Source organism: Roseiflexus castenholzii DSM 13941, assembly GCF_000017805.1.
Classification (GTDB): Bacteria; Chloroflexota; Chloroflexia; order Chloroflexales; family Roseiflexaceae; genus Roseiflexus; species Roseiflexus castenholzii.
The window spans coordinates 3,075,324-3,101,974 of the sequence record NC_009767.1 but is presented as its reverse complement, the minus strand read 5'-3'; the positions used below and the strand labels follow the sequence as shown (position 1 = coordinate 3,101,974).

Annotated in this window: 25 protein-coding genes and 1 riboswitch; of the genes, 16 read left to right on the top strand and 9 right to left on the bottom strand. The window is 62.2% G+C overall.

All coding sequences use genetic code 11. From position 1 onward, the window contains the following. Positions 1 to 7: 7 nt before the first annotated feature. From RCAS_RS12430 to RCAS_RS12370, 13 genes are all read left to right on the top strand, one after another. Positions 8 to 220 (top strand): tautomerase family protein, encoded by a 213-nt coding sequence (locus tag RCAS_RS12430; RefSeq protein WP_012120912.1) that lies wholly within the window; start codon positions 8 to 10, stop codon positions 218 to 220. Next, positions 204 to 938, top strand: coding sequence for a 2-keto-4-pentenoate hydratase (locus RCAS_RS12425; protein WP_012120911.1), 735 nt, complete (start codon positions 204 to 206; stop codon positions 936 to 938). Before RCAS_RS12430 ends, RCAS_RS12425 begins: the two co-directional genes overlap by 17 nt. Next, a complete protein-coding gene (locus RCAS_RS12420; protein WP_012120910.1) occupies positions 938 to 2,392 on the top strand; it encodes an aldehyde dehydrogenase in 1,455 nt (484 codons plus the stop codon). The genes RCAS_RS12425 and RCAS_RS12420 overlap by 1 nt, the downstream gene beginning before the upstream one ends. Beyond that, positions 2,374 to 3,177, top strand: coding sequence for a 2-keto-4-pentenoate hydratase (locus tag RCAS_RS12415; RefSeq protein ID WP_012120909.1), 804 nt, complete (start codon positions 2,374 to 2,376; stop codon positions 3,175 to 3,177). Before RCAS_RS12420 ends, RCAS_RS12415 begins: the two co-directional genes overlap by 19 nt. Before the next feature lie 13 nt (positions 3,178 to 3,190). Further along, positions 3,191 to 3,391, top strand: a complete 201-nt coding sequence (locus RCAS_RS12410) for a tautomerase family protein (RefSeq protein WP_012120908.1) — start codon at positions 3,191 to 3,193, stop codon at positions 3,389 to 3,391. Between the two features lie 914 nt (positions 3,392 to 4,305). Further along, entirely contained in the window at positions 4,306 to 4,830 is a 525-nt protein-coding gene (locus tag RCAS_RS12405) for a type 1 glutamine amidotransferase domain-containing protein (RefSeq protein WP_012120907.1), read from the top strand. A 137-nt stretch (positions 4,831 to 4,967) separates the two neighbouring features. Beyond that, positions 4,968 to 5,912, top strand: a complete 945-nt coding sequence (locus tag RCAS_RS12400) for a BTAD domain-containing putative transcriptional regulator (RefSeq protein ID WP_041330721.1) — start codon at positions 4,968 to 4,970, stop codon at positions 5,910 to 5,912. Positions 5,913 to 6,311: 399 nt separating this feature from the next. Beyond that, complete coding sequence (locus tag RCAS_RS12395; RefSeq protein ID WP_041330719.1) at positions 6,312 to 7,460, top strand: ATP-binding protein; 1,149 nt, start codon at positions 6,312 to 6,314, stop codon at positions 7,458 to 7,460. 749 nt (positions 7,461 to 8,209) lie between these two features. Next, positions 8,210 to 9,298 carry a choice-of-anchor Q domain-containing protein gene (locus RCAS_RS12390; RefSeq protein WP_012120906.1) on the top strand — a complete coding sequence of 363 codons (1,089 nt, stop codon included), beginning with the start codon at positions 8,210 to 8,212 and terminating at the stop codon, positions 9,296 to 9,298. A gap of 250 nt (positions 9,299 to 9,548) precedes the next feature. After that, positions 9,549 to 10,946 (top strand): hypothetical protein, encoded by a 1,398-nt coding sequence (locus RCAS_RS12385; RefSeq protein ID WP_012120905.1) that lies wholly within the window; start codon positions 9,549 to 9,551, stop codon positions 10,944 to 10,946. A 177-nt stretch (positions 10,947 to 11,123) separates the two neighbouring features. Then, positions 11,124 to 11,432: a FixH family protein gene (locus RCAS_RS12380; RefSeq protein WP_232280005.1), complete on the top strand. Its 309-nt coding sequence runs from the start codon at positions 11,124 to 11,126 to the stop codon at positions 11,430 to 11,432. 30 nt (positions 11,433 to 11,462) lie between these two features. Next, a complete protein-coding gene (locus tag RCAS_RS12375) occupies positions 11,463 to 12,698 on the top strand; it encodes a Tm-1-like ATP-binding domain-containing protein (protein WP_012120903.1) in 1,236 nt (411 codons plus the stop codon). A 1-nt stretch (position 12,699) separates the two neighbouring features. Continuing rightward, entirely contained in the window at positions 12,700 to 13,533 is an 834-nt protein-coding gene (locus RCAS_RS12370) for a phosphoenolpyruvate hydrolase family protein (RefSeq protein ID WP_012120902.1), read from the top strand. 572 nt (positions 13,534 to 14,105) lie between these two features. On the opposite strand, the gene RCAS_RS25200 is transcribed toward RCAS_RS12370, so the two are convergent. The 6 genes from RCAS_RS25200 to RCAS_RS23345 form a co-directional block, all read right to left on the bottom strand. After that, a complete protein-coding gene (locus RCAS_RS25200) occupies positions 14,106 to 14,339 on the bottom strand; it encodes a hypothetical protein (RefSeq protein WP_157042639.1) in 234 nt (77 codons plus the stop codon). Between the two features lie 568 nt (positions 14,340 to 14,907). Then, positions 14,908 to 16,425 carry a zinc-ribbon domain-containing protein gene (locus tag RCAS_RS12355; RefSeq protein ID WP_012120901.1) on the bottom strand — a complete coding sequence of 506 codons (1,518 nt, stop codon included), beginning with the start codon at positions 16,423 to 16,425 and terminating at the stop codon, positions 14,908 to 14,910. A 27-nt stretch (positions 16,426 to 16,452) separates the two neighbouring features. Beyond that, positions 16,453 to 17,691, bottom strand: coding sequence for a vWA domain-containing protein (locus RCAS_RS12350; RefSeq protein ID WP_012120900.1), 1,239 nt, complete (start codon positions 17,689 to 17,691; stop codon positions 16,453 to 16,455). A gap of 75 nt (positions 17,692 to 17,766) precedes the next feature. Continuing rightward, the gene (locus RCAS_RS12345; RefSeq protein ID WP_012120899.1) at positions 17,767 to 19,140 is read right to left on the bottom strand and encodes a serine/threonine-protein kinase; all 1,374 of its coding nucleotides are present in this window, start codon (positions 19,138 to 19,140) and stop codon (positions 17,767 to 17,769) included. Position 19,141: 1 nt separating this feature from the next. Then, positions 19,142 to 20,935, bottom strand: coding sequence for a Stp1/IreP family PP2C-type Ser/Thr phosphatase (locus RCAS_RS12340; RefSeq protein ID WP_012120898.1), 1,794 nt, complete (start codon positions 20,933 to 20,935; stop codon positions 19,142 to 19,144). A 40-nt stretch (positions 20,936 to 20,975) separates the two neighbouring features. Next, positions 20,976 to 22,244 (bottom strand): Stp1/IreP family PP2C-type Ser/Thr phosphatase, encoded by a 1,269-nt coding sequence (locus RCAS_RS23345; RefSeq protein WP_012120897.1) that lies wholly within the window; start codon positions 22,242 to 22,244, stop codon positions 20,976 to 20,978. A gap of 168 nt (positions 22,245 to 22,412) precedes the next feature. Here RCAS_RS23345 and RCAS_RS12330 point away from each other — a divergent pair, with 168 nt between their 5' ends. Further along, positions 22,413 to 23,459 carry an ROK family protein gene (locus RCAS_RS12330; RefSeq protein ID WP_012120896.1) on the top strand — a complete coding sequence of 349 codons (1,047 nt, stop codon included), beginning with the start codon at positions 22,413 to 22,415 and terminating at the stop codon, positions 23,457 to 23,459. Between the two features lie 80 nt (positions 23,460 to 23,539). After that, a riboswitch (FMN riboswitch) is annotated at positions 23,540 to 23,674 on the top strand. On the opposite strand, the gene RCAS_RS25195 is transcribed toward RCAS_RS12330, so the two are convergent. After that, on the bottom strand, positions 23,648 to 23,824 hold the full coding sequence (locus RCAS_RS25195) for a hypothetical protein (protein ID WP_157042638.1): 177 nt from the start codon (positions 23,822 to 23,824) through the stop codon (positions 23,648 to 23,650). Its footprint overlaps the riboswitch before it by 27 nt. A gap of 100 nt (positions 23,825 to 23,924) precedes the next feature. On the opposite strand from RCAS_RS25195, the gene RCAS_RS12325 reads away from it, so the two are divergent. Both RCAS_RS12325 and RCAS_RS12320 read left to right on the top strand, forming a co-directional pair. Further along, a complete protein-coding gene (locus RCAS_RS12325) occupies positions 23,925 to 24,752 on the top strand; it encodes an ABC transporter permease (protein ID WP_012120895.1) in 828 nt (275 codons plus the stop codon). Next, positions 24,752 to 25,798 carry an ABC transporter substrate-binding protein gene (locus RCAS_RS12320; RefSeq protein ID WP_012120894.1) on the top strand — a complete coding sequence of 349 codons (1,047 nt, stop codon included), beginning with the start codon at positions 24,752 to 24,754 and terminating at the stop codon, positions 25,796 to 25,798. Before RCAS_RS12325 ends, RCAS_RS12320 begins: the two co-directional genes overlap by 1 nt. A gap of 37 nt (positions 25,799 to 25,835) precedes the next feature. On the opposite strand, the gene RCAS_RS26515 is transcribed toward RCAS_RS12320, so the two are convergent. Then, positions 25,836 to 26,102, bottom strand: a complete 267-nt coding sequence (locus tag RCAS_RS26515; RefSeq protein WP_374711164.1) for a toxin-antitoxin system TumE family protein — start codon at positions 26,100 to 26,102, stop codon at positions 25,836 to 25,838. 138 nt (positions 26,103 to 26,240) lie between these two features. Then, positions 26,241 to 26,510: a hypothetical protein gene (locus RCAS_RS12315; RefSeq protein ID WP_041330711.1), complete on the bottom strand. Its 270-nt coding sequence runs from the start codon at positions 26,508 to 26,510 to the stop codon at positions 26,241 to 26,243. Between the last annotated feature and the right edge of the window lie 141 nt (positions 26,511 to 26,651).

Below are 26,651 nucleotides of genomic sequence, written 5' to 3'. Positions count from 1 at the left end.
GTGAGCCATGCTGGTATTGCGGGTGACAATGGTCGAAGGGCGCACAGACGAACAGCGTGCCGCGCTGATGCGTCGTCTTTCGGAGTGCGCGGCGCGTCACTTCGACAAGTCGCTGGAAGAGGTTCGCCTGGTGATCTACGAAATCCCCAAGACCCACTGGGGTGTTGGAGGGAGGTCACTGGCAGAGCGTGAAGGAACGAGCCATGGAACTGAGCGCTGATGCGCTGGCGCTATTGGAAGACATTCGTCAGGCGCGCGCGGATCGCTGCGTGATTGCCAGCCGTGGAAACGCGCGCCGGGTGACGCTGGCGGAGGCGTATGCCATTCAGGCGGCGCTGGGGGAAGAGCAGCCGATCAAAGGGTACAAACTGGGGCTGATCAGCCCGGCAAAGCAGCAGCAGATGGGCATCACCGCACCGGTCTACGGGCGCATCTTCCCCGCGATGATGCTGGAAAGCCCGATACGCCTCAGCCGCTTCATTCAGCCACGGGTTGAACCGGAACTCGCTGCTGTGCTGTGTGCACCGCTGGCGCCAGATGCTGCTCCTGGCGCAGCAGCGGCGGCGATTGGTGGATGGTTTCTCGGCGTTGACATGCTGGACAGCATCTGGGACGGGTACCGTTTCAGCGTCGCCGAAGTCGTCGCCGACAACAGTTCGGGCGGCGGATTTTTGCTCGGCGCGCGCATGATCGATCACCCGCCAGACGGCGTGCTACGCCTCTACCTGAATGGAACATTGCGCACTGAGGGAGATATGCGCTCCCTCGGCGATCTGTACGAACGCCTGTGCTGGCTGGCGACCATGACCGGCGGTTTGCGCGCGGGTCAGATTATCTTCTTCGGCTCACCGGCGGCAGCGACGCCGGCCGAACCGGGGGTGCTGGAGGTGATCGGACCAGACGCAGACTGCCTGATTGTGCGATTGGAGAATGAGTGATGCAATCCCCTTCATTTCATGTGCAACACTATATCGGCGGCGCATTTGTCGAAGGAACGCGCCGTTTCGAGATTTTCTACCCGGCGACGAATGAGATCATCGGCACTGCGCCGGAGGGTCGCGCAGAGGAAGTCGATGCCGCAGTACAGGCGGCGACACACGCCTTCGCCGCGTGGAGTCGCGCCGGCGCTGCCGAACGGCGCCGGGTGCTGAAGGCGTTCGCCGATGCAATTCGCGCGCACGCTGAAGACCTCGAACGGATCGAGACGTGGGATGTCGGCAGACCAATCCGCGAGAACCGCGCCGGGTATGTGCAGCGTCTCGCCGCCAACATTGAGTTCTTCGCCGATTTTGCCGTGACCCATGGCAGCGAAGCCTATCCCATGGACAGCGGCTACATCAATTATGTGCTGCGCCAGCCGGTTGGCGTGGCGGCGCTGATCACTCCCTGGAATGTACCAATGCTCCAGGCAACGTGGAAGATCGGTCCGGCGCTCGCCTTTGGCAACACGGTCGTCCTCAAACCCGCCGAATTGACGCCGATCGGGGCGTGGAAACTGGCACAGATCGCGCACAGCGCCGGTCTGCCGCCGGGGGTGCTCAACGTTGTCCACGGGTTTGGTCCTGAGTCGGCAGGCGCGTTGCTGACGCAGCACCCCGGCGTGCAGTTGATTTCGTTCACCGGCGAGAGCACGACCGGCAAAATCATCATGGGCGCGGCATCGCACACCCTCAAGCGCTTGTCGTTCGAGTTGGGCGGCAAGGGCGCCAACATCATTTTCGCCGACGCCGACCTGGATCGCGCCGTGGCGATCAGCCTGCGCTCTTCCTTTTTCAACCAGGGAGAGTTCTGCCTTGCCGGTCCACGGCTGCTGGTCGAGCGCCCGATCTACGACGAGTTCTTGCAGCGGTTCATCGCCGCCACGCAGCAGTTGCGCGTCGGCGATCCGATGGATCCGGAGACGACCGTGGGGGCGTTGATTGCGCCGGAGCATCTCCAGCGCGTGCGCAGTTACATCGACATTGCGCGTGGCACGCAAGCAGAAATCGTCCTCGGCGGCGATCAGCCCGACCTGCCGGCGCCATTCAATCGCGGCAATTTCCTCAACCCGACGATCATCGTCGGCGTTCAGCCGCAGGATCGCGTCTGCCAGGAAGAAATCTTCGGTCCAGTTGTGACGGTGGCGCCGTTCGACGGCGAGGAGGAGGCGCTTGCGATTGCCAACGGCGTCGCGTATGGTCTCTCGGCGGTCGTGCAGACGCGCAACCTGGGACGCGCCGTGCGGGTTGCCGGCGCCATCGACGCTGGCACCGTCTGGATCAACGATTTCTTCGTGCGCGACCTGCGCGTGCCATTCGGCGGCATGAAGCAGAGCGGCATTGGGCGCGAAGGCGGGCACTACAGCCTTGAGTTTTTCACGGAGGCGAAGACGGTATGCCTGAGCAACCAGTAGGTGGGGAGGACATCGACGCGATAGCGCGTCGACTCGATAACGCCTGGGAGCAGCGCCAACCGCTGGCGCCGTTGAGCGCGAGTATGGCGCTAACGCCAGAACATGCGTATGCCATTCAATCGCGCTGGACCGACCTGCGCCTGGCGCGCGGCGAGCGCGTCATCGGGCGCAAGATCGGGTTGACCAGCCGCGCCATCCAGCAACAATTGGGGGTCAACGAACCCGACTATGGCAGCCTCTGGGCATCGCGCTACTTCCCGCTGGCTGGCGGGCGCGTCGATGTGCCGGCAGACCTGTTCGTGCAAGCGCGCGTCGAAGGGGAACTGGCGTTTCTCATCGGGCGTCCGCTGCGCGAGCCGGGTGTGACTCTGCACGACGTTCTGGCAGCCACCGATGCAATCGCCGCCGCCATCGAGATCGTCGATAGCCGCATCGCCGACTGGCGCATCACACTGGTCGATACCGTTGCCGATAATGCTTCATATGGCGGTTTTACGCTGGGACCCTGGAGTCGCGCCTTGCGCTCTGTTGATCTGCGCACGGTAGGCATGCTGCTGCACCACAACGGCGAACCCGCCGTCCAGGGGATCGGCGCGGCGGCGCTGGGGCACCCGGCGCGCGCCGTCGCCTGGCTGGCAAACAAACTGATCGCATTCGGCATCAATCTCGAACCCGGCGACATCGTTCTCTCTGGCTCACTTGGTCCCGCCATTCCTATGCGCACCGGCGATCTGTTCACGCTCGAAATTCACGGGCAGCCGCCGTTGAGCATGCGATTCGTATAAAGGAAGGTATGCTATGCCGCTCCTTGAAGTTCTTTATGCTGGCGAAGAGCCATTGCAGCCAGAGCGAAAACGCGCCTTTGCGCGCGAAGCAGTCGCCATTTTTCAAGAGGTGCTGGGCACGCCGCCAGGCAGGCTGCGCCTGGTCATCCACCATCTGCACCCAGACGATAGCCTGGGGTTGCTGGCGGACGATGAGGCGGATGCAGAACCATAGGCACGGTGATGCCGTGCCCCCCACGGACGGCGCTGCCGCACCCTCCACGCGGCGTCGGCGTTCCCCCATTCGCCGGCGACGGAGGGCGTCCATATTGCGATGTATTCATTTTGTATAATTGGCTTTGGGCTGAGCCTGTCAGCCAACGCCAAGCGCCTCACGGATGCAATGTCGCTGCGGGCTGAAGCCCTCGCTGAGAACGGGCAAGCCCCGCTGGGGCTTCCACGTCCTGAACGAGGGGTGTAGCCCGTAGATCAGCAAGCGCACGACCTGGCAGCACAGGTCTGCTCACGGATGCAATGTCGCTGCGGGCTGAAGCCCTCGCTGAGAACGGGCAAGCCCCGCTGGGGCTTCCACGTCCTGAACGAGGGGTGTAGCCCGTAGATCAGCAAGCGCACGACCTGGCAGCACAGGTCTGCTCACGGATGCAATGTCGCTGCGGGCTGAAGCCCTCGCTGAGAACGGGCAAGCCCCGCTGGGGCTTCCACGTCCTGAACGAGGGGTGTAGCCCGTAGATCAGCAAGCGCACGACCTGGCAGCACAGGTCTGCTCACGGATGCAATGTCGCTGCGGGCTGAAGCCCTCGCTGAGAACGGGCAAGCCCCGCTGGGGCTTCCACGTCCTGAACGAGGGGTGTAGCCCGTAGATCAGCAAGTGCACGACCTGGCAGCACAGGTCTGGTTTGTAATCCCATCATACCAATGACCTGTGACCATCCGGCGTTGTCACCCCGAGCAGCGCGAGGGGGCTTGCGCGACCCGCTCAGATTCCTCGCTGCGTTTACCCTGAGCGAAGCGAAGGGCTCGGAATGACAAGTATGCAGCATCTTCAATCGTCATTGGTATCATTCCGTTTGGCGCGCGAACGATAACATGCTACAATGAATCGTTCATAATAGTAAAAGAGGTAACACCATGCGACTCTCTGGGAAGCGCATTGCAATTCTGCTGGCGGAAGGCGTCGAAGACCTCGAGTTCTATGTGCCGATGATGCGATTGCAGGAAGAAGGCGCCGAGGTTGTGGCGGCCGGTCTGGATCTGCGCCCGGTGCGCGGGAAGAATGGGCTGGAGATCACGCCGACGACGACGATTGCTGAACTGCGCGCTGATGATCTTTTCGCACTGGTGCTGCCCGGCGGTTGGGCGCCGGATAAACTCCGCCGCTATCGGGCGGTGACCGACCTGGTGCAGGCGATGCATGCGGCCGGCAAGGTAATTGGAATCATCTGCCACGGCGGATCGATTGCCATCTCGGCGGGAATCGTCGGTGGTCGTCGAGCAACCGGCTCGCTCGGTATCAAAGATGATCTGATCAACGCTGGCGCCACCTGGGTCGATGAAGCCGCCTTTCGCGACGAGAACCTGGTCTGGGGACGGGTGGTCGCCGACATCCCCGCCTTCTGCCGCGAACTGGTGGCGGCGCTGGTCGAACAGGTATAAGCCATCGAACCTGTCTCAGTCGGTGCGATTCCGTGTACCATCACAAGCCAGGAGCGTGTCGCTTGATCCGCAGGAATCCGTCTCAATCCGCGCGTATCCGGTTCTCTGACAAACTGCGCTCATAACGGGAAGCGCCGATGGAATCGATTGCACCCCCTCTTCGCATCGTTCTCCTGGGTGATATTCGCCTCGAAGCCGGAGAAGCGCGCACGAATCTGCAACGCGAGAGCCTGCGGCGGTTGATGACCCATCTTGCGCTTCAGCCGCGCCAGCCGCTTCCCCGCAAACAACTGGCGTTCACCCTCTGGCCCGACAATGATCCGGCTGACGCGCTGGCAAATCTGCGCCGTCATCTCCATCTGCTCCGCTCCCTCCTGCCCCCTATCGCTCGTGAGTGGCTGGTTGTTTCAACTCAACATATCGTCTGGAATGCGCCGCCTGAGTGTCAGGTCGATGTGCATGCCTTCGAGCGGGAATGGACGACGCTGCACGAGATGGAGGCGGCGGCTGAACTCTACCGCGGCGACCTGGCGCCCGGCATCGACACAGACGATGATATTCTCGTTCGGCGCGAAGCGCTGCGCCAGCGGTACCTGCTTCTGCTCAAATCGTTGGTGCGTGCCTGGATGGATCGCAGCGATTGGAGTCGTGCATGGAGGTGGGCGCGCCTGCTGGTGTCACATGACCCCTGGGACGAGGAAGCGGTGCGGCTGGCGATGACCGCAGCGGCGCTTACGGGCAGTCGCACCGCAGCGCTCGATATGTACTGCGCGCTGGCGCGGGACCTGGAACGGGAGTTGCACGTCCAGCCGGCGCCGGAGACAACCGCCCTCTATCACGATATTCTCCATCACCGTCTGGCGCGTTCCATGACGCCTGATCGCTCCTCGAAGGCGCCCCTCTTTATCGGTCGGGACGATGAACTTCAGCAACTGGTCGATCTGATGCGTAGCGCCGCGCAAGGACGCGGGCGGATCGTCTTCGTTTCCGGGCAACCCGGCGTGGGAAAGACCACGCTGGTGCAGGAGGCGGTACGACGGTTCGGCGCTATGGACGGCACGTCGGAGCCGCGCGTGTTCTAGGGGTATTGTCAGCCATCGAGGAATGTCGGAGAGCGCCATCCCTACCTGCCCTGGCGACACATTTTTACTGCCGCCGCGCCGCGCCTGCTTCAGAGCGCCGCCGACTGGCTCCGTCGTCTGGCGCTGCTGGTTCCCGATTTGATCGGGTTGCGTCCCGATCTGATCGCGCCTTCGCAACCGGAGGCAGCAGCGTTGCGTTCTGCCATCCGGCAGGGCATACAGGCGCTCGCACTGCATTAACCGTCGATTCTGATCATCGAAGATGCGCATTGGATCGACAACTGGTCGCTCGAAACCCTGATCGAACTGGCAGACATCTGTCTTTCGCTCCCGCTGCTGATCATTGTCACCCACCGATCTGGCATCATTACCCCGTCACTGCTCTCCGCCAAACGAACGATGCGCCGCCAGCGCTGCGCGCTCGATCTGCATGTCCAGCCGTTTACGCCGTCCGAGACGAACTATTTTCTGGAGCAGGCATTGGAACGCGAGGCGATCAGCGCCGATACGCTCGAAGACATCAGACGGTATGCTGGAGGCATGCCGCTCTTTCTGCGCGAAGCGGCTGAGAGCCTGCGCGACGCGCATCATCCAAAGAAGCGCGGACTGACGGGACTGCGCGGCTCGCTCAGAATGCGCCTGCGCGACATCGGTGAGCGCAATCGGCAGATGCTGGAAGCAGCGGCGATCCTGGGGTTTTCATTCGCTGATGACGAATTGCAGCAGATGCTCGGCTGGACTCTGTCGGCGTATGCGTCGGCGCTGGACGATCTGCATGCCCGACGACTGTTGATCGATACCGTCACCCATGGCGCTGACGATTACGCCTTTTCGCACCACCTCATCCACGACATCATTCTGACCGACATTCCTGCCGAACGCGCCGTCATCCTGCACAAACAGGCCGCCAGGAGCCTGGAGACGGTGCATGCCGGTCAGCGTGGGTACGCCGCCAGGATCGCAGCGCATTATGAGATGGCGCGCTGCGCGCAAACCGCTGCACATTTCTGGCTGGAACACGCCCGTGAGAGCACTGACCTGGCAGCCTTCGAGTATGCGCTGGAGTCCATTGCGCGCGCCGAGACGCTCCTCGAAGGAGCGAGCCGTGATGTGCGCGAACTCCGGGCACAGGCCGCCATGCAACACGGCACCATTGCGCTGTATCAGGGAGAGTCCTCCCTGTCGTTGTCGCTCCTGCGCGACGTCGTTGACGTGAGCCGTGAGTTCCCGGCGCTCTACATCCAGGCGCTGGTTGCGCACTCCTACGCGCTCTATACCTGCGACCGCGCCGAAGCAGCGCACGCCGTCGCGTCGCAGGCGCTCGAACTGGCGTTGTCGTTGCACGATGCGCCCAACGCTGTGCGCGCGCTCAATCTTCGCGGCGTCAGCGCCCTCATGCTGGGACGGGTGCGCGAAGCCGTCGATGACCTGCAACGCGCCTGTACGCTTACCGATCAGATGCAGCAGGACGACGTCGATGTCCGAGGAACCATGAAGCGCATGTCCTTCGCGTCCCTTGGCGCCCTTCGTGGTTGCTGGTTGCCGTGAAGTCCTGGAAGGCTGAACCACCAAGGGCACGAAGCGCGCGAAGGGGAATAAAAAGGTGAATAAACATGAAGCGCATGTCCTTCGCGTCCCTTGGCGCCCTTCGTGGAAGTCCTGGAAGGCTGAACCACCAAGGGCATGAAGCGCACGAAGGGGAATAAAAAGGTGAATAAACATGAAGCGCATGTCCTTCGCGTCCCTTGGCGCCCTTCGTGGTTGCTGGTTGCCGTGAAGTCCTGGAAGGCTGAACCACCAAGGGCACGAAGCGCGCGAAGGGGAATAAAAAGGTGAATAAACATGAAGCGCATGTCCTTCGCGTCCCTTGGCGCCCTTCGTGGAAGTCCTGGAAGGCTGAACCGCCAAGGACCCGAAGCGCACGAAGGTGAGGAACCATAAAGCGCATGTCCTTCGCGTCCCTTGGCGCCCTTCGTGGAAGTCCTGGAAGGCTGAACCGCCAAGGACCCGAAGCGCACGAAGGTGAGGAACCATGAAGCGCATGTCCTTCGCGTCCCTTGGCGCCCTTCGTGGAAGTCCTGGAAGGCTGAACCACCAAGGACCCGAAGCGCACGAAGGTGAGGAACCATGAAGCGCATGTCCTTCGCGTCCCTTGGCGCCCTTCGTGGAAGTCCTGGAAGGCTGAACCACGCCGACGCATATGAACAAGGGGTGGAACGAGGCGATGTCTTTACTCATTGTGATGCGGTGATTGACACGGCGCAAAGCCCGTCTCGCGCCATAAAGGAGGAAAACCTATGAAACGTACTACTCTTCGGCTTCTCTCCGCATTGCTGGTTTTGCTCTTCAAACTGACCATTGCCAATGCCAGCACCCCATTGAGCGGAGGAGGCGTTGTCAATTCTGGCACGCTAACCGTGAGGAACAGCACCTTCTCGAACAACACAGCAGGCAGCGGCGGCGGCATTGTCAATTTGAGCAGCGGCACGCTGACCGTGAGTGACAGCACTTTCTCTAACAACACAGCAAACACCGGCGGCGGCATCGACAACGCTGGCGGTACACTGACGGTGACCAACAGCACCTTCTCCGGCAACGTCGCTACCTCAACTGGCGGCGGCGGCATCTGGAACAGCGGCGCGCTGACGTTGACCAACAGCACCGTCTCTGGCAATAACGCGAACAATAGCGATGGCGGCGGCATCGCCAACTTCGGGACGCTCATCGTGGACCGCATGACCTTTGCGAATGGCAGCGCCGCCGCCGGCGGCGGCATCGCCAATTTCTCTGGCGGTACGCTGCTGGTGAGCGATAGCGCCTTCACCGGCAACAGCGCCTCGACCGGCGGCGGCGGCATCGCCAATTATGGCGGGGCCACGGCGTCAGTCACCAACACGACCTTCTTCACCAACACCGCCACCGGCGCTAGCGGCGGCGGCGGTCTCTGGAACAGCGGCACGCTCTCGGTCAATAACAGCACCTTCTCCGCCAACAGCGCCACAAACGGCGGCGGCGGCATCCGCATCGCTGGCGGCAGCGCGACGCTCAGGAACACCCTCATCGCCAACAGCGCGAGCGGCGGCGATTGTGTCGGGACGCTGAGCGGCACGAACAACAACAACCTCATCGAAGACACCGGCGCGAACGCCTGCGGTTTGACCGACGGCGCGAACGGCAACATCATCGGCGTCGATCCCAACCTCGGCGCGCTGACCGGCTCACCCGCCTACTTCCCACTCACTGCGAGCAGCCCGGCGCTCAACGAGGGCGACAACGCCTCCTGCGCCGCCACCAACCAGCGCGGCGTCTTCCGTCCACAGGGAGGCCGGTGTGACATCGGGGCGTTCGAGATGGTGTTCGTGTCGCTGCCCCTTGTGGTTCGATAATCGGCGGCGCGCCAGGCGGGTCCGGTCTGCGCCCCGCCTGGCGCAACAGAATCCGTCGGGGCAGGTCTCAGACCTGCCCCCCATCGCGGTGGATCGGCGGGTTCGGTCTGCGCCCCGCCCCTCATCGCGGCGGATCGGCGGGTCCGGTCTGCGCCCCGCCTGGCGCAACAGAATCCGTCGGGGCAGGTCTCAGACCTGCCCCAGCTCGGTGTGTGCGAACACCGTAGATCTGTGGTACTATATCAGCACTATGTTGTGCTTTTGTTCACAAGCGCGACGATGGCTTGTAGCCGGCACGCTCTTCGCACTCATGGCGCTGGCGACTGTGCCGTCCGCCTCAGCGCACGTCGGCGATGCCGGTCCGGTCCAGACCATTGTGATGGACGCCGGTCCCTACGAACTGGCGATCACGATGACGATTCCTCCTGCGCTTCCTGGTCCGCTCCTGGTGGATATTGCTCCCGACGATGAACCTTTTCCAGAGACCTTTGAGGTTCGTCTGACGCGCTACGGCAGTCCATTTCCCGAAAAACCTGCGGCGCTGCTGACTCTCGGCGGCGCGATCAGTGTCACGACCCGTCTCGACATCGATGCTCCCGGCGATTGGGAGGTCGAAATCGTTGCGCGCGGCGCGTCCGGCGAAGGAGTGATGCGCCTTCCGGTGACCGTGTTTCAGCCGCCGCTGCCGCCAACCACCGTTCCGCTGGCGGTTGCGCTGGGGGTGCTGGTTGTCAGCCTGCTGGCAGGCGCTGCGGTCGGCGCCGGCGGGCGCCATACCCGCCCCGGCTTTGCTGGCGCGCTTCGCTTGTTGAACTATGCCGCCTTTGCTGCGGCAACAACGTCCGCCGTGCTTGCCTGGCTGCAATTCACGCCGCTCCAGGTGGAAACGTCACCTGCCGTTCCGATATACAGCGGCGGTGCGCCACACGTCAATCTGCTGCTGGCAACCGAACCACGAACGCCGGATGTCGGTGCGCCGCTTGTCATGACCCTCGACCTGCGCGATGGCGCGACCGGCCTACCCGCCGACGACCTCTCACCACACCACGATGCCTTGCTCCATCTCGCAGTCATTGATGACAGCGGCGGGTTCTTTGCACATATGCACCCTGCCCGGGTCGCGCCAGGAGTGTATGCGGTCACCCTGATCCCTGATCGTCCTGGCACATACACTGTGTATGCCGAACTCATGCGGCACGGCGGCAGTTTGCAGGTGGTCACGGGGCGCTTTGCGGTCGGCGGGCAGGTGCAGATCGACACTGCCCCGCCGCCTGCGCCTGGATTGGGGGTGCGCTCGATAGGTGATCTGACGGTCGAGGTGCGCGCGCAGCCCACGCCGCTGCGCAGCGGCCAGTTGACGACCCTCTCGGTGATCGTGAGTGATGCAGACGGTCCGGTGCGTGATCTGGAACCCTGGTTGGGGATGGGGGGGCACCTGATGATGCGGCACGTCAGTGAGGCGCTATTCAGTCACATTCACGCTGCTGCGCCAATAGCTGCGCCTGGCAGTACGCTGCGCTACGGACCAGAACTGCGCTTTGTGCATAACTTCCCGCGTCCTGGAGTGTATCAGGCATGGTTCCAGTTTCGCCGCGCCGGTCAGGTGATGACCGTGCCGGTGACGCTCGAAGTGCAATCCGCACAATAGGGCGTTGTTCGTGATGGCAGGCATCGCCCAATCCATACGTATCGGTCCCAATCCGTGCGAATCCGTGTTCCATTGACACTCATGATATTTCAAACAGTACACCCTCGCGCTCTGGTTGCGCTCCTGCTTCTCGCGCTGCTCTTCCTTTCCGGGTGTTCAGCGGACGGACCCTCAACCGTGCAAACCCTGAGTTATAATGTCACCCTGACGCTCGAAGAACGCCGTGTCGGAGAGCACCCCGCCATTATCAGCATCGAGCGCCGTGAAGGTGCGCAACCGGGACCAATCGAATCGGTCAGCATCGTACCGATGATGCGGCAGCATGGTATGGCATCGCCGGAAGTCATCGCCCAACCGCTGCCGGATGGCCGCTACCGCGCTGATGGGTTGCTCTTCTCGATGGATGGCGACTGGCAGATCGAGGTCTATATCGACCGCAGCGATGCGCGGGAGATCGCAACGTTTCAGGTGCGGGTGTGGCCCTAAAGGCTGAATTGATCTGGGAAGGCTCAGACTATGACCAGGACTGTCGTGCTTGTCGGAGCGCTGGACACGAAAGGCAGAGAGTTCGCTTTTGTGCGTGACTTGATTGCGCAGCGCGGACTACAAACGCTGGTGGTGGATTTCGGAGTGATGGGTGAGCCGGCATTTCCACCCGACATCGCGCGGGCTGAGGTGGCGGCAGCAGGCAATGGCGACCTGTCCGTGCTGGCGGATGGTCATCACAAAGACGAAGCCATGCGGGTCATGGCGGAAGGGCTGGCGAAGGTCGTGCGACGTTTGTACGATGAAGGCCGGTTGCACGGCATTTTGGGCATGGGTGGATCGGGCGGCACATCAATCGCAACGGCAGCCATGCGCACACTGCCGGTGGGTGTGCCCAAAGTGATGGTTTCGACCGTTGGCGGCGGCGATGTCTCTGCCTATGCGGGCACAAAGGACATTATGTTCCTCCCGTCGGTGGTGGATGTGGCGGGGATCAATCGGATCAGCCGCGCCATCTACTCCAATGCCGCCGGCGCTATCAGCGGCATGGTCAGCATGGAAATGCCACAGGCGACAGAGGACGCGCCGCTGATTGTCGCGTCGATGTTCGGCAACACGACGGCTGCTGTAGACAATGCGCGCAGTATGCTCGAAGCAGCGGGGTACGAAGTGCTCGTCTTTCACGCTACCGGCACGGGGGGGCGGGCGATGGAAGGACTGATCGCCGATGGCTATATCACAGCGTCGCTTGACATCACAACAACCGAACTGGCTGACGAAGTGTGTGGCGGGGTATTGAGCGCCGGACCGGAGCGATGCCTGGCGGCGGCGCGCGCCGGCATTCCGACGGTGCTGGTCCCCGGCTGCGTCGATATGGCCAACTTCTGGGGCATCGATACTGTTCCTGAACAGTACCGCGATCGCAAACTATACCGGTGGAATCCGAACGTCACCCTGATGCGCACCAACGTCGAAGAGAATGTCAGGATCGGCGAACTGCTCGCTCGCGCAGCGAACGAGTCTCGCGGTCCTGTCGCTGTGCTAATCCCGCTCAAGGGCGTCTCGATGCTGGACAGTCCCGGCGGCGATTTCTGGGACCCAGAAGCGGATCGCGCCTGTTTCGAGACGATCAAACATCATCTGAAACCGGATGTGCCATACATTGAGATTGACGCAAACATCAATGATCCGGCATTTTCGAACCAGGTCGCCCAAACCCTGCTGGACCTGATAGCACAGACCGGTCGGACCGGTCAGGAGGCATAACATGGCATTCACTCGCGAAGAAATCCTCCGGCGCTTGCACGCACAGATTGCGGCGGGCAGGCCTATCGTCGGCGCTGGCGCCGGCACAGGCATCTCTGCCAAATTTGCAGAGGCAGGCGGGGCAGACATCATCATCATCTACAACTCAGGGCGATACCGCATGGCTGGGCGCGGATCGCTTGCCGGATTGCTCCCCTATGGCGATGCGAATGGTATCGTGGTCGAAATGGCGAGCGAAGTGTTGCCGGTTGTGAAGCAGACGCCGGTGCTCGCCGGCGTGTGCGGCACCGATCCGTTTCGCCTGATGCCGGTGTTCCTCAAGCAACTGCGCGAGATCGGTTTTTCCGGGGTGCAGAACTTTCCCACGGTCGGCCTGATTGACGGCAACTTTCGCGCCAACCTGGAAGCCACGGGCATGGGGTACGATAAAGAAGTCGAGATGATCCATCTGGCGCATCAGATGGACATGTTCACCTCACCCTACGTCTTCGATGCCGATCAGGCGCGGGAAATGACGCGCGCTGGCGCGGATCAACTGGTGGCGCATGTCGGGCTGACCACGTCGGGCAGCATTGGTGCAGGTGTGGCGCTGACCCTCGATGAGGCGATTGCAAAGGTTATGGAGATTGCGGAAGCCGGACGACAGGTGCGTTCGGACATTATCGTCATCTGTCATGGCGGTCCGTTCGATGAGCCCGATCAGGTCGGCGTTGCCCTGAAGCGTATGCCAGGGATTGCAGGATTCTTCGGCGCATCGAGCATCGAGCGCCTGCCAACAGAACGCGCCATTCGCGCTCAGGTCGAGGCGTTCAAGAGCCTGTCCCTGGCGTCATAATCCGCTTCAACAACGATCGCCGCCATGCCCGCAAGTGGCGCGTTTTGGGCAAGCCCTTCCCCTGTGGGCGCTCATGCCAAATGCAACCCATTTCCCGCCCCGCAGCGTCAGGTATGGGTCCTGTGGAGCGTTGGCATCGTGCTGGCTCAAAGGTGTGCCCTGACCACGGTCACCGTCTGTCTGACCACGTGGTTCCAGCCACACGACCAGACGGTGTCCAACGGCTGCGCGACCGGTATCGCTATGCGCGCCACAAGGGGGGTGCAGCGCAGGGCAGCCAACGGCGCGAGGCGGCCCCCTGGCGGTAGCGATGGACGCCGCACCCCTGGGGCAGCGCTGCACCATCTTGCATAGCAGGGTGGGCATCCGGGGCAGCGCCATCCCGGTGGCGTGGCTGATCGCACCGGCCACGGCCACAGGTGCGTGGCGACCGCATTGGGACGCGCTGTGTGACCATCGCCGCGATGGGACGCCCGTCGATGGGAGGGGCATCGTGCTGGCGGAGCGCGGCGTGTCCGCCCTGTGGCTAGATCGCCCCATCATGCCCCTGGGCCGGCTGCCGTTCCTTAGGATCAAGCGGCAGGGGCGGTTGCGACCCGCCGGGGAAACGGGCGATCAGCCGCTTTCACGACCCGCGAACGCCAGATCGACGGCAAGTTGCGGGCACGCCGGGATGCCGCCGCGACCGCACCCTGGTTGATGCGAACCGACCGTCCGCCGCCGAGGCGGTCTGGGATGGGATGCGCGTCGGGGTCGAGGGCGGCGACCAGGATGCCACATACCAATGACGATTGAAGATGCCGCATGCTTGTCATTCCGAGCCCTTCGCTTCGCTCAGGGTAAACGCAGCGAGGAATCGGCGCGGGTCGCGCACGACCCCTCGCGCGGCTCGGGGTGACCATGCCGAATGTTCACAGGTCATTGGTAACACGTGGTGGGTGGCACGGGGAACCGACCAACATGACCGAATCGACCGTGGACGCGCTTCCGCCGAGGCATGTGGCGCGCCGCTGCGCGACAGGTCGCCGGGCGCCGCAGGCGATCAGATATTTCCGTCGCGGACGGTTGGTGTTGCTCGCGGCACCGCTCCACGGCGGGCCGCTCCCCGTCATGCGGTTGGCGCCGGAACCCTGGCCGAACAGTCTTGACCCTCCCGTAGGAGGTCAACCCGAAGCGCAACCACATCAGGGCGCGGTCGCGCAAAAACGCTCCACTTGAGAGGAGCGGGGCAGGGGGTGAGGGGATTGCTTCGACCGGCTGCGCCGGTCGCGCAATGACGGCGAACCCGGCATGCCCACCGGGGGACGGACCCGCGCGCTGTGCCACTCTCCCCGCTCCCGCATGCGGGAGCGGGGCAGGAGGAGGTTGAGGGCATTACATCCTGAATGTCACTGTCAGGCGCCCGAATTGCAGGCGCGCACCGTCCTTCAGCGGATGCGGCGCACCCGGCTCGATCCGTAGACCGTCCACTCGGGTGTAGTTTGTGCTGCCCAGATCGACAATCGACCACTGCCCGCCGCTATGGATCAGGCGCGCATGCTGGCGACTCACGCCGCCACTCTCGCCGCCGAAGGGTGTCAGGTCGATCTCCGGGTGAATACCGCTGATCGGGTCTTCGCGCCCAATTGTGATCTCCGCTTTATCCACAGGCACAGCAATTTCTCCCTGTCCGTTGTCGAACACCAGGCGTGGACCGGTCGGCGGGGAGGTGACCGTCACTGCTGTATCAGGCGTGGCCGGTGCAGCAAAGGGAAGCGGCGCCACCGGTTCAACCCGATGCGCAACAGGGGGCGCCACCGGTTCGACAACGGGCGCCGGCGGTACGACGGGTTCGGCTGCGATCTGCGGCGGCGCTTCCGGCGCGGGCGCAATGGCGGCAGGCGCAGCAATGCCGAGCGATGCCAGTTCCTCCCGCGCTTTTGCCAGTGCATTCCGCGCTTCATCCAGCGCCAGCGTGATGGCATGGGGCGTTGCCGCGCCAAACGTCGCCTGCATCTGTTCGAGTTGCGCAATGATCTGCTGCTGTCTGGCAATTTCATCGTTGAGCGCAGCGACGACTGCCGGATCAACAGGCGGCGGAGGCGGTTGCAGCGCATCGAGTTCTTTCTGCGCCTTTGCCCGTGCATTCCGCGCTTCATCCAGCGCCAGCGTGATGGCATGGGGCGTTGCCGCGCCAAACGTCGCCTGCATCTGTTCGAGTTGCGCAATGATCTGATCCTGGCGCGCGATCTCATCGAGCAGCGCCTGGCGTTTCGCTTCGTACTCCGCCTGCGCATCGAGTGCCGGAGCGGCGGGAGCAGACGGCGGTGGAGATTCGACCGGTACAACGACTGCTTCGCTCACCACAGGCGCTGGCGATTCAACGGGGGCGGCTGGCGCAGCAGGCAGCGGAGGCGCCGCTTCGATCAGCGTTGGCATGGGAGGCTCACCAGCCGCTGATGGCGCTACCGAAGGCGCAGGAGCAGTCCAGAGCGGTTCAGGCACAGCAGCAGTGGGCACATCAGCAATCGACGGGGAAGACGCGGGCGCCAGCGCTGCACCGCATGAATCGCAGAACCGATCCCCCGGCATCGTCTGGTGTCCGCATGCGGGGCAGATCGAGCCAGCAACCGGCATCGCTGGCGCTGGCGCCATCATGGTTGGTGCGTCGAAACCAGCCGGTGACGCACCTGAGCCGAGAGGCGGCGGTGTAGCCGTCAGCGCTGTGCCGCACTCCTCGCAGAACGCCTGGCCAGGAAGCACATGAGCGCCGCAGTTCGGGCAGGTCTGACCGGTTGCGGCAGGCGGCGCAACGGATGGAACCGGACCGCTGGGTTCGAGCCGTGCGCCGCACTGCTCACAGAAACGGTTCACCGGATCATTCAGAGCGCCGCACGTTGGACATGTTATCATTCCCCTTCCTCCAAATGCTTCAAGAGGCTACTCCTCGAGTTTTTGCGTCAGGCGACGGGTCGCGTAGCGCAGTTCTTTCTGGCGTTCGGCGCTCATCGCCTGCCCCTGATCGAGTTGTTCAGCCTGCTCGGCGACCTTTTGCGCCAGTTCGAGTTCTCCCAGATCGAGCAGGCGCGTCGCTGCGGCGCGCAGTTTCTGGGTGGCGCCCGATACATTGCCTGCCTCCGCTTCGGCAAGCGCGCGTGTCTGCAATTTGAACGCCGTTACTTTTTCGACCAGATTCATCACACGCGAATCATATGCCGCTTTCGCCGGTTCGGCGACAAATTCGAGCAGAATATCCTGTTTGATCACCTGTTCCGAACCGCCAACCGGCGTGTAGTGCAGCTCAGCCTGAGCGACTCGGAAAACTCCGGCTTCGCGCGCTGGAACCATCATGTCAACGATCACACTCGATGGAGCATCCGTCTCGATAGCGCCCAGACGCACAGCAATCTCACTGTCGCCAATCGGTTGATAGCCAAGGTTGGCAATGATCGGATTGGCGCGATATACGGCGCGCGGCGTCGCACCGCGCACCAACCGCAGGAGCAGGCGCGCATCCTGTGCGATCGTGCCCTGCGCCATACGCACCGCATGCTGGAAGAACGTCGTGATCTGGGACGGATCGGCGATGTAATCCGACAGTCCGCCGGTTGCATCGGCGATGTCGTCGAGCAACTTCTCGTTCCATTCCGCGCCAAGACCAAGCGCCGTGACGCGCACATGGTCGCGGGCAAGTTCCTGCGCCAGCGCGCGACAGCGATCCTCATCGCCCCAAGTCTGCCCGTCGGTCAACAGCAGCATGGCGCTAACCCGTCCAGGGTCATGGTGCTTGCGCAATTCCACAATGCCGGCCGCCATTCCGCCCGACATAGCCGTGCCGCCGGCTTCCTCAATGGCGTCAACCTGCGCCTTAAGCGCATCACGGTCGGTGGCGAACGTCGCGGGCACAAGCGTCTGCACGGTGTCATCGAAGAGCACAATCGACACAATATCCTGAGGTGTCAGGGTGTCAATCACTCGCCTGGTCGCCTCCTTCAGCGCAGCAAGTTTTGCGCCCTGCATCGATCCTGATCGGTCGAGCACGAGGCAGAAATTGAGCGGCGCTTTTTCGGCGACCGCCGATGCCTGCGCTTCCACCAGCAGGTACGCCACCTGCGGCGCGTCACTGGCAACCAGTGGCGCGCGTCCCCATGTACACGTGAGCGTGACCCCTGTCTCCATAACGCTCTCCTTGACGCATGCGGAACCGTCCATTTAGACGCTATTTGTCCGCAGATCGTTGCGCTCACCGAACCCTCAGCCTGATGAGCCTACCATCGTGAAGATGCCACAGCACAAGAGTCCCGTCACCAGTCCGGCGGCAACGGCAACGACAGCATGCTGCCGCCCTCGGACTGTCTGTTGTGTGGCGGGAGAGAGGAGCGCAATCAATCCCAGCAGGAAAGCGACCGGTCCGGTGGCGAATGGCAGGAACGCCATCAGGTAGCCGAAGCCGGACAGTGTGCTGTCAGCGCCTTCCGACGTAACGCCTATGGCGACGAAAATGGCCGCCAGCCCCATAATGACCACGCTCACGATCCCGATCCAGCGACCGGCATTGGCGACGCCGGTCGTCGGTAATGGAGCAGGGGACGCCGACGCAGCCGCGCCGCCAGAGACGGGCGATGAGATCGGCGTCGTTTGCCCGAATGAACCCGCGCCTCCCATCCTGAGTTGCGCCATCGTCGTTGGCGCATCCGACCGGAGGATGACCTGCTGATCACCTGTCAATGCCCGATAAAAGGCGCGCACATCGGGAAAGCGCATTGCAGGATCAGGATCGACCGCGCGCGCAATGGCTTCGGAGATGTGTGGCGGAATTGCGGGATTGACCCGACTGGCGGGCGGCAACCGAAACGGGGTGCTCGTCGGGTCGTAGCCGGTCAACAATTGATGGAGCAGTACGCCAAGCGAATAAATATCGGCGCGTGGATCGGTCTGGCTCTGCCCGTACTGTTCCGGAGCGCTGTACCCCAGTGTGCCGAATGCCTGTGTGTCCCGCTCTTTGCCGGGCTTGAAAACGCGCGCAATGCCGAAATCGACCAGTTTGATGCGACCTTCGGGCGTCAGCATGATATTTGCCGGTTTCAGGTCGCGAAAGATAATGGGCGTGGGTCGGTTGTGGAGGTAGTCCAGCACCTCACAAAGCTGGCGCGCCCAATCGAGAACGCGCGGTAAGGGGAAGGGCAAACCCTCGCGTCGCGCAATCGTCAGGAGTGAATCGCCGGGAACGAATTCCATGACCAGGTACGCCTTGCCATCCTGCTCGAAGTGATCGACGACTTTCGGCAGTCCGGGATGCGACAGACCGGCGAGCAGTTCGGCTTCGCGCTGAAACGCCGCCCGCGCTTCCTGCAATTCCAGCGGTCCGGTGATCTGCGCCTGGCTCATTTCTTTGATCGCCCAGGCAACCGTGCTCAAGCGCAGGTCACGCGCGCGGTAGACTGCACCCATCCCGCCCTGCCCAAGTTTTTGCTCGATGATGTAGCGACCCTGAAGCACTGTCTGCTGTGGCAGCACACCGGTTGCCGATGACACGGCAGGCGTTATCGAGCCTGACAGTCGGGTTCCACACTCAGCGCAGAATGGGGCGCCGTCGGGATTAGGGGTGTTACAGACAGGACATCGCATTTCAGTACGACTCGAAGAGTGCCAGAATAACAGTGATATTATCGTCGCCGCCAGCGGCATTGGCGGCATCGATCAGCGCTTTGCACGCCGCCTGCGGATCGGGATTCGCGGCAATAATGTCCGCCATCCGCTCGTCGCGCACCATTTCCCACAACCCGTCGCTTGCCAGCAGCAGCGCATCGCCTGGACGCAACCGTTCGACAAAGATATCACTATCGACATTGGATTTGTCTCCCAGCGAACGAAGCACCGCATTGCGCTGCGGGTGAGTGTACACCTCGTCGGGCGTGATCTGCCCGAGATCGACCAGCCGCTGCACCAGCGAATGGTCACGGCTGACGCGCCGGAGTTTTCCTTCCCGTAACAGATACGTTCGACTATCGCCAACGTTGCCAATAACCGCGCGATCACCGGCAACCAGCGCCAGGGTGATGGTTGTACCCATATCGTTGCCGCGATTGCGCGCTTCGCGCATCACGTACTCATTCGCCTGGAGCACCGCGCGCCGCACGACATCACGGAGCGTTTCCTCCTTATCCGGTGCATCGGCATCGACCGTTGGCGCCAGATATTCGCGTTGCACAATCTCCAGTGCGCCGCGCAATGCCAGGTCCGACGCCACCTCTCCTGCACTGTGCCCTCCCATCCCATCGGCGACGATGAACAGGCTCCACGAACGCGGTTGGTTGTGACGGATCAGGCGCAGATCGAGCGCCAGCAGACTGTCTTCGTTCAGGTCGCGCACCCGTCCGGTATCGGTGGCGGCGCCGAACCGGACTCGCAGCGGACTCGGCGCTGTGTGGTACGCAATGATAAGATCGAGCCGTTGTGCCAGTTCAGCGGGATCGGTCAGGCGACCAGTACGTATCTCACGCAGTATATCGGCGATGGTCGGTGCGGCATTCAGGGTTATCTCTTCCTCATCGAGCCGTCGGGTGGTGCGCGGCGTCGCCGTCAGCGCTTCGAGCAGCGTCGCCAGATGGAGCAGATCGGTCGTGGCGGGTTCTCCTTCGGCGCGGCGCAGACCACGCGCATTCCGCAGGCGCGTTGCGTGGGTTGGCGCAATCTCCAGATCGTCCGGTTCGATAGCGCCCAGCACGAAACCCTGATCGTGCAGCAACGTCATCAGGCGCGCCAGATCGCGCCCAATAACGAATGCTTCGATCTCACTGAGCGGAAGGGTGAGCGACGTCTGCGGCGTCGCCGGAATGAGCGTCAACGTCCGATCGCCATCGCTCACCTGATCCCAGATTGGCGGCAGGAAGGCGAGCGTGGCGGGGTCGGTGATCTGTGCCACCAGCGCCAGACCGGTCGGCGCTCCGGTTGTGATCTGCCCACGGTAGCGACGACCGTCGAGCGCCGCACCGCACTGGGTGCAGAATGCTTCACCCGGCTCATTGACGGTCGTTCCACACGACCAGCAACGCCGCCATGGCTGGCGGTCAAGCGCTTCGACCATCGTGTCGGATACGGCAACGATTTCATAACGACCGGCAAACAGTGACGACGTTCCTGGCACAGCAGGCGGGGCGTCCATGGCAGACTCCTTATCCAGCCTCATGAGCGGCGCGGCAACCGATGGAAAGACCGCCAGCATCTCACGGGGCGGCGCAGATTGTTCGGAGGCGGCTGAGACATCCGATGGAGGGTCTGGGGAAACACCGAGCAATTGCGCTGCCAGCCAGTCGGTATCGTCGGTCGACGAGCGTTCGACGGCGAGCGGTTGTGCGCAGCGGAGACAATAGCGGGCATTGTCACGGTTGAGTGCGCCGCACGACTGGCAAACACGAGGCATAGGCACATTACGATATGCTCATCATAAGACGATTGCCGCGTTATCCTGTATCGCTCGCGACACGCACCATCACGACACTGATATTGTCTCGTCCGCCACGCTCATTCGCCAGGCTGATCAGGCGGGTTGCCGCGCGCTCAAGGTCCGATTCACCCAGAGCAATCTGCGCAATTTCCTCATCACTGACATGGTTAACCAGTCCATCGGAACAGAGCAGCACGATGTCTCCCGGCTCGAGCGCTTCGGAGCGGGTATCGACATCAACGGACGGATCGGTTCCGATAGAACGGTACAGAATGTTGCGTTGTGGATGGGTGCGCGCCTGTTCGGGCGTCAATTGACCGATATCAACCAGGCGCGCCACCAGACTGTGATCAGACGTCAACTGCGCGGATGGCGCCCCATCATCGGTGACGCCGTGCAGGTTCAGCAGATATGCGCGCGAATCGCCGACCGATGCGATATGCAACCGATCACCGACGAGCAGGGCAATCGTGAGCGTCGTGCCCATTCCGCGGCGCGCGCTATCGGCATGCGCTGCATCATAAATCCGACGATTGGCAGCGCGCACCGCGTCGCGCAACAATGTCTGCCAGGCGTCATCGGTGGGCGGCGGGTGGCTGGCTGACTCCCGTTCAAGATAGGTGCGACTGACATCGGCTGCCAGCCGACTGGCGTACTCCCCCGCCGCCGCCCCACCCATCCCGTCAGCGACCAGGCAAAGGTACGCCTTTTTCTGACCAGGCAGATCGATCTCGCCCGCGTACACTGCATCCTGATTCTGCTGGCGCACCCGGCCCGTATCGGTGCGTGCGACGATCTGGAACGAGAGAAGGCGTGATTGCACAGATCCGACTCCGTAGCGCGGCGCGGCTTGCAGCAATGCGCCGCATCGCTGGCAGAAACGCGCGCCAGCCCGATTACCGCAACCGCACGATGGGCAGGCGACATCGAATGCGCGCAGCACAGGCAACCTTCTGGTTACGCGGATGGTGGTGCGCCCTTGTGCCAGTTGCTGCGAGAGGCTATGCATGATCTGCGACAGGTCATCAATCGCGCGCGCCGCCTGCTCGCGGGTGACGGCATTGCTGCTCGTCAACCCGCGCTGCCACCACTGCACGCTCGATTCTACCACATGGAGCAGTTCACGCAGGTCGAGCGCATCACTGCTGACATGGAACCGTTTGCCGTTCGTCAGCACGCCTTCAACAGGCGGATCGCTCACATCCAGCAGCGGCGCTGCGGAGAAAGGCAGCGCCGCCTGCGGCAACGCTTGCCCACACGTCGGGCAAAACCGCGATCGCGGCATGACTGTAGCGTCACAGAATGGACAGTGGGCATTCAATAGACACCCTCCACCCGCGCAGAACCATACCGGCTCAAGTATAGCATGCCGCTCTGGTTTTGACATCTTCTCATGACCGACTACAATGGTGCAACCTGTTGTTCAGCGATCCACAGGAAAGCCGGGTTTACGATGAGTGCAAAACGGTATGTCTACATTGGCGCCGACGGCGGCGCCACGACCTCAAAGATCGGTGGCGTTTGGGACGATGGAACCATTATCTCCACGCGATTGTTGCAGCGACCAACCGGCTCGATCAACGGACCAATGGCGGTCGTGCACGGATGGGTTGCGGCTATCACCGATTATCTTGCCCAGCATGGGCTGGCATGGGATCAGGTGCGCGGCGTTGGTCTTGCCATTCCCGGTCCGTATGAGCGGTTCGGCATTCTTGGGCGTTCGCCAAACCTGCCGGAGAGTTTTGCCGGGTTCGATCTGTATGGCGCTTTCAGCGCCGCCCTGGCGGAACGCGCCGGTCGCCCGATCCCGCTGGCGTTCGGCAACGACGGCAATATGGGCGGTGTCGCCGAAGCGCAACATGTGCGCGGGAACAGCAGTGCAACCGTTGTTCTGCTGGCGCCGGGCACCGGTTTGGGATGCGCCTATGTCGGGCGTGATGGTCTCCCGCTCGATGGCGACTCGCTCAATGGTATGGAAGGCGGGCACATGCCGGCGCCGCTGCACCTGCTGGAAGCCCGACCCTATCCCTGCGGCTGCGGACGGACATGGGGATGCTTCGAGGTGTATACGACCCTCTCCGGTCTCCCCTATCTTCTGGAAGAGCGGTTGCCGCGCTACCCGGATCACGAACTGACGACCTCGACGCTCAGCATGCGCGAGCGCGCATTTCGTTTGCGCGGGCTGGCGCAGCACGGCGATCCACTGGCGCTGGAGATTTTCGATTTTCAGGCGCGCGCGCTGGGGTTGCTCGTGGCGACCCTGGCAATGGCGCTCGATATGCAGTATGTCGTGGTCGGCGGCGGTTTGATGGACCCCGAAGCGACGACGGCGGAGTTTCGTGAACGCTACCTGCGAATCGTGCGGGAAACCGCCGATACCTATCTCTGGGCGCCGCAACGCGGTTTCTTGACCATCGTTCCGGCAGCACTCGGCGACCTGTCGCAAGCCATTGGCGCGGCGTTGACAAGCCTGTATCAGCAGCGCGCCGCGCATGCCTGAAACACCGGTCGTACACGCTGGTTGTGAAACGTTTCCTCAAGATTTCTTGACAACGGTCATCGATACTGCTATGCTATTGCTACGATCTTCGGGGCAGGGTGAAATTCCCGATCGGCGGTGATGTGCAGGATGCTGCACCAGCCCGCGAGCCGCAAGGCAGGAGACCGGTGCGAAGCCGGCGCCGACGGTTACAGTCCGGATGGGAGAAGATCGGCGAGCATGGTTGCCTTCCACTGATCCGGGTGGCATGCGCGCGCCTGCTGGATCATGAGGAAGGCAAGCATCAGGCGTTGCGCAAGGCGCACACGTCCTGTTCGCTGCAATAATGCCCCGAAGCCGTATGGCTTCGGGTTTTTGTTTCGCATGGCCAGCCTGTTGCTAGCGCAGGCGCTGGTCTGCGTGCGGCAGCCTGCTCCTGTCTTCTTCTCCCCTTCCCCCTGCCTCGCATGAGGTGCGAGGTGTGTTATGGTCAATGAACAGCACTTGCCGCTTCGATCTGATCGAGCAATCCCCTTATACCGTGGGGCTGCACGTCGATGGTCGTTGCGCATCCCCGTCTGGTTGAACTTGACGCTGGCGCTGATCGCGTTGTTGATCGGCTGGCAAGCGTTGGTGACGGTACGCAACTATCCGCCGTTCATCCTTCCTGCGCCGACGCTGGTGTTCCAACGCCTGGCGACAGAACTGGCGGGCGAAACATTGCCGCGCCACATCGCGGTCACCATGTCCGCCGCTCTGAGCGGATTCGGCATCGCGCTGGCGATCAGCCTGTCGCTTGGCTACGCGCTGGCGCAGGTGCGCGCCTTCGACCGTGCGCTGACCCCGCTGCTCGCTGCCAGTCAGGCGGTGCCGATTGTGGCAGTCGCGCCACTGATCGTTCTATGGGTCGGTGTAGGGCTTGAGTCGCGTGTGCTGGTGGCAACGCTCGTGACGTTCTTTCCGATCCTGAGCGCGACTATCGTTGCGTTCCGCAGCGTCCCGCGTGAGTTGATCGACATGGCGCGGATCAGCGGTGCGAATCGCTGGCATCTGTTGCGTTCCGTGGAACTGCCGCTGGCGCTGCCAGGCATCTTTGGCGGCGTCAAAGCCGGATTGGCGCTGGCAACGACCGGCGCGGTCGTCGGCGAGTTCGTCGGTGGGCGCGATGGGCTAGGCGCGCTGATCAACATTGCACGCGGGTTGTTCGATACGCCGCTCATGTTCGTGGCATTGACCGTCCTGGCCGGTATCACGCTGATCCTGTTTCTGATCGCTCTGTTGCTCGAACGCCTGTTGATTACCTGGGAGGCATAATGATGCATCGCCTGGTTATCATACTGATGATCATAGTTGCACTGGCGGCGGCTGGATGCGGTGCAACGCCAGCCGCAACGCCGACTATGCCGGCCGCTGCGCCGCCGCCAACCGAATCGGCGACCCTGCGCCCAATAGTGATGGGATTCCCGTATATTCCGAATGTGCAATTCGCCCATTTCTACCTGGCGGATGCGAAAGGGTACTATGAAGCCGAAGGATTGGACGTCGCCTTCGATTACAATTTTGAGACCGATGTGGTGCAGCGCGTGGCGCAGGGAACATTGCAGTTCGCGCTGGCGTCGGGCGATTCGGTGCTGCTGGCGCGTTCGCAAGGTTTGCCGATTGTCACAGTGATGACGAATAGCCAGCGCTTCCCGACGGTGCTTTTCAGCAAAGCGGAAGCGAACATCACTACGCCAAAGGACCTGACGCGCGACGGGGTGACGGTTGGCATTCCAGGGCGCTTCGGCGCCAGCTGGATCGGTTTGCTGGCGTTGCTCTACGCTGAGAACATCCCGCGAGAAGCGGTCAACGTTCAAGAGATCGGTTTCACGCAGGTGGCGGCGATCACCGAGGGGAAAGTGACGGTTGCAACCGGGTACGGCAACAACGAGCCGATTCAACTGGAGCGGCAGGGCATTCCGGTGAATGTCATCCGTATCGCCGATTATTTCCCGCTGGCATCCGACGGGCTGATTACCGGTGAGCAACTCGTTGCCGGCGATCCCGACGTGGTGCGCAAGTTCGTGCGGGCAACCCTGCGTGGCATGGCGGATGTGATCGCCGACCCTGACGCTGCATTCACCACTGCTCTCGATTACATCCCCGAACTCAAGGGCGCCGATCAATCGACGCAGGACCTTCAGCGCGCCGTGCTCCAGGCGACGCTCGACTACTGGCAGAGCGACAAAACGAAGACCGAGGGGCTGGGGTTCTGCGATGAAACGAACTGGCGCGAAACCTACGTCTTCCTGCGTGAGAGCGGTCTGCTGGCGACCGATGTGGACGTAACGAAGGCATTTACCAATCAGTTCATCAAGTAGACAGCGGACTTCCATGGGGGGATCGAGGGGAACACCATCACCCTCGATCCATTGACAGGCACGTATTACTCGCCACGCGAATCAATGTCGAGCGGCAGCGCTTCAATCTCTGCAATGAGCATGGCAGATTGGGACGCTCAAAGCTTATATTGGGCGCTGGGATGCGATGATGCTTGATATCAGGTGGTACGTGCTTATGGTGCGGAAAGGTAGTCGCTAAGGTTGAATCCTGGGGATGAGGAAAGTCATCGTACCAATCGAGCTTTTCATTGGCTCGGTACCCTTCATAGCCATATGCAGCAATGAGTCTGCGCCCTCAGCAACGCCTGTATAGCGACTGTTGGACCAGACAACCACCGTAGAGCGTTCCACACTTGATTAAGCGTCTCCGCTACGAACTGACTATAAGCATCCAGTGACTCAAGGGCTGAAGAAATCGTCATTAGTAGGCTGGCTGAATTCGTAAAGAATCGACAACGTCGCGCTGCATCAGTTGTGCGTCATAAGCGCGCTTGCGGCGCAACCACGTTTCATAAATGCCTTTCCATCGACTGAAATCAGCGCGGGTCTCGTCATAATCATCGTAGCGAGCGAGCCGACCTGCTGTCAGAGCAGTATAAAAATCCGCGCTGAGCACGCCATACTTTTCCTCGTAAAGAGTCAGGCGACGCTCTAGGATCTTCATCTCGATAACTAATTCATGAATATCCATAGCGTACCTTATCTCCGTGCAGGGTTTATCTGCCTTGTACTTGTGCCTACGCCGCCTGCGGCTATCACCGATGAACAGTTCGTATATTTGCGAATTATAGATCACCGCCTGCCCATTGTAAAGAAAGACGAAGTTGCACGA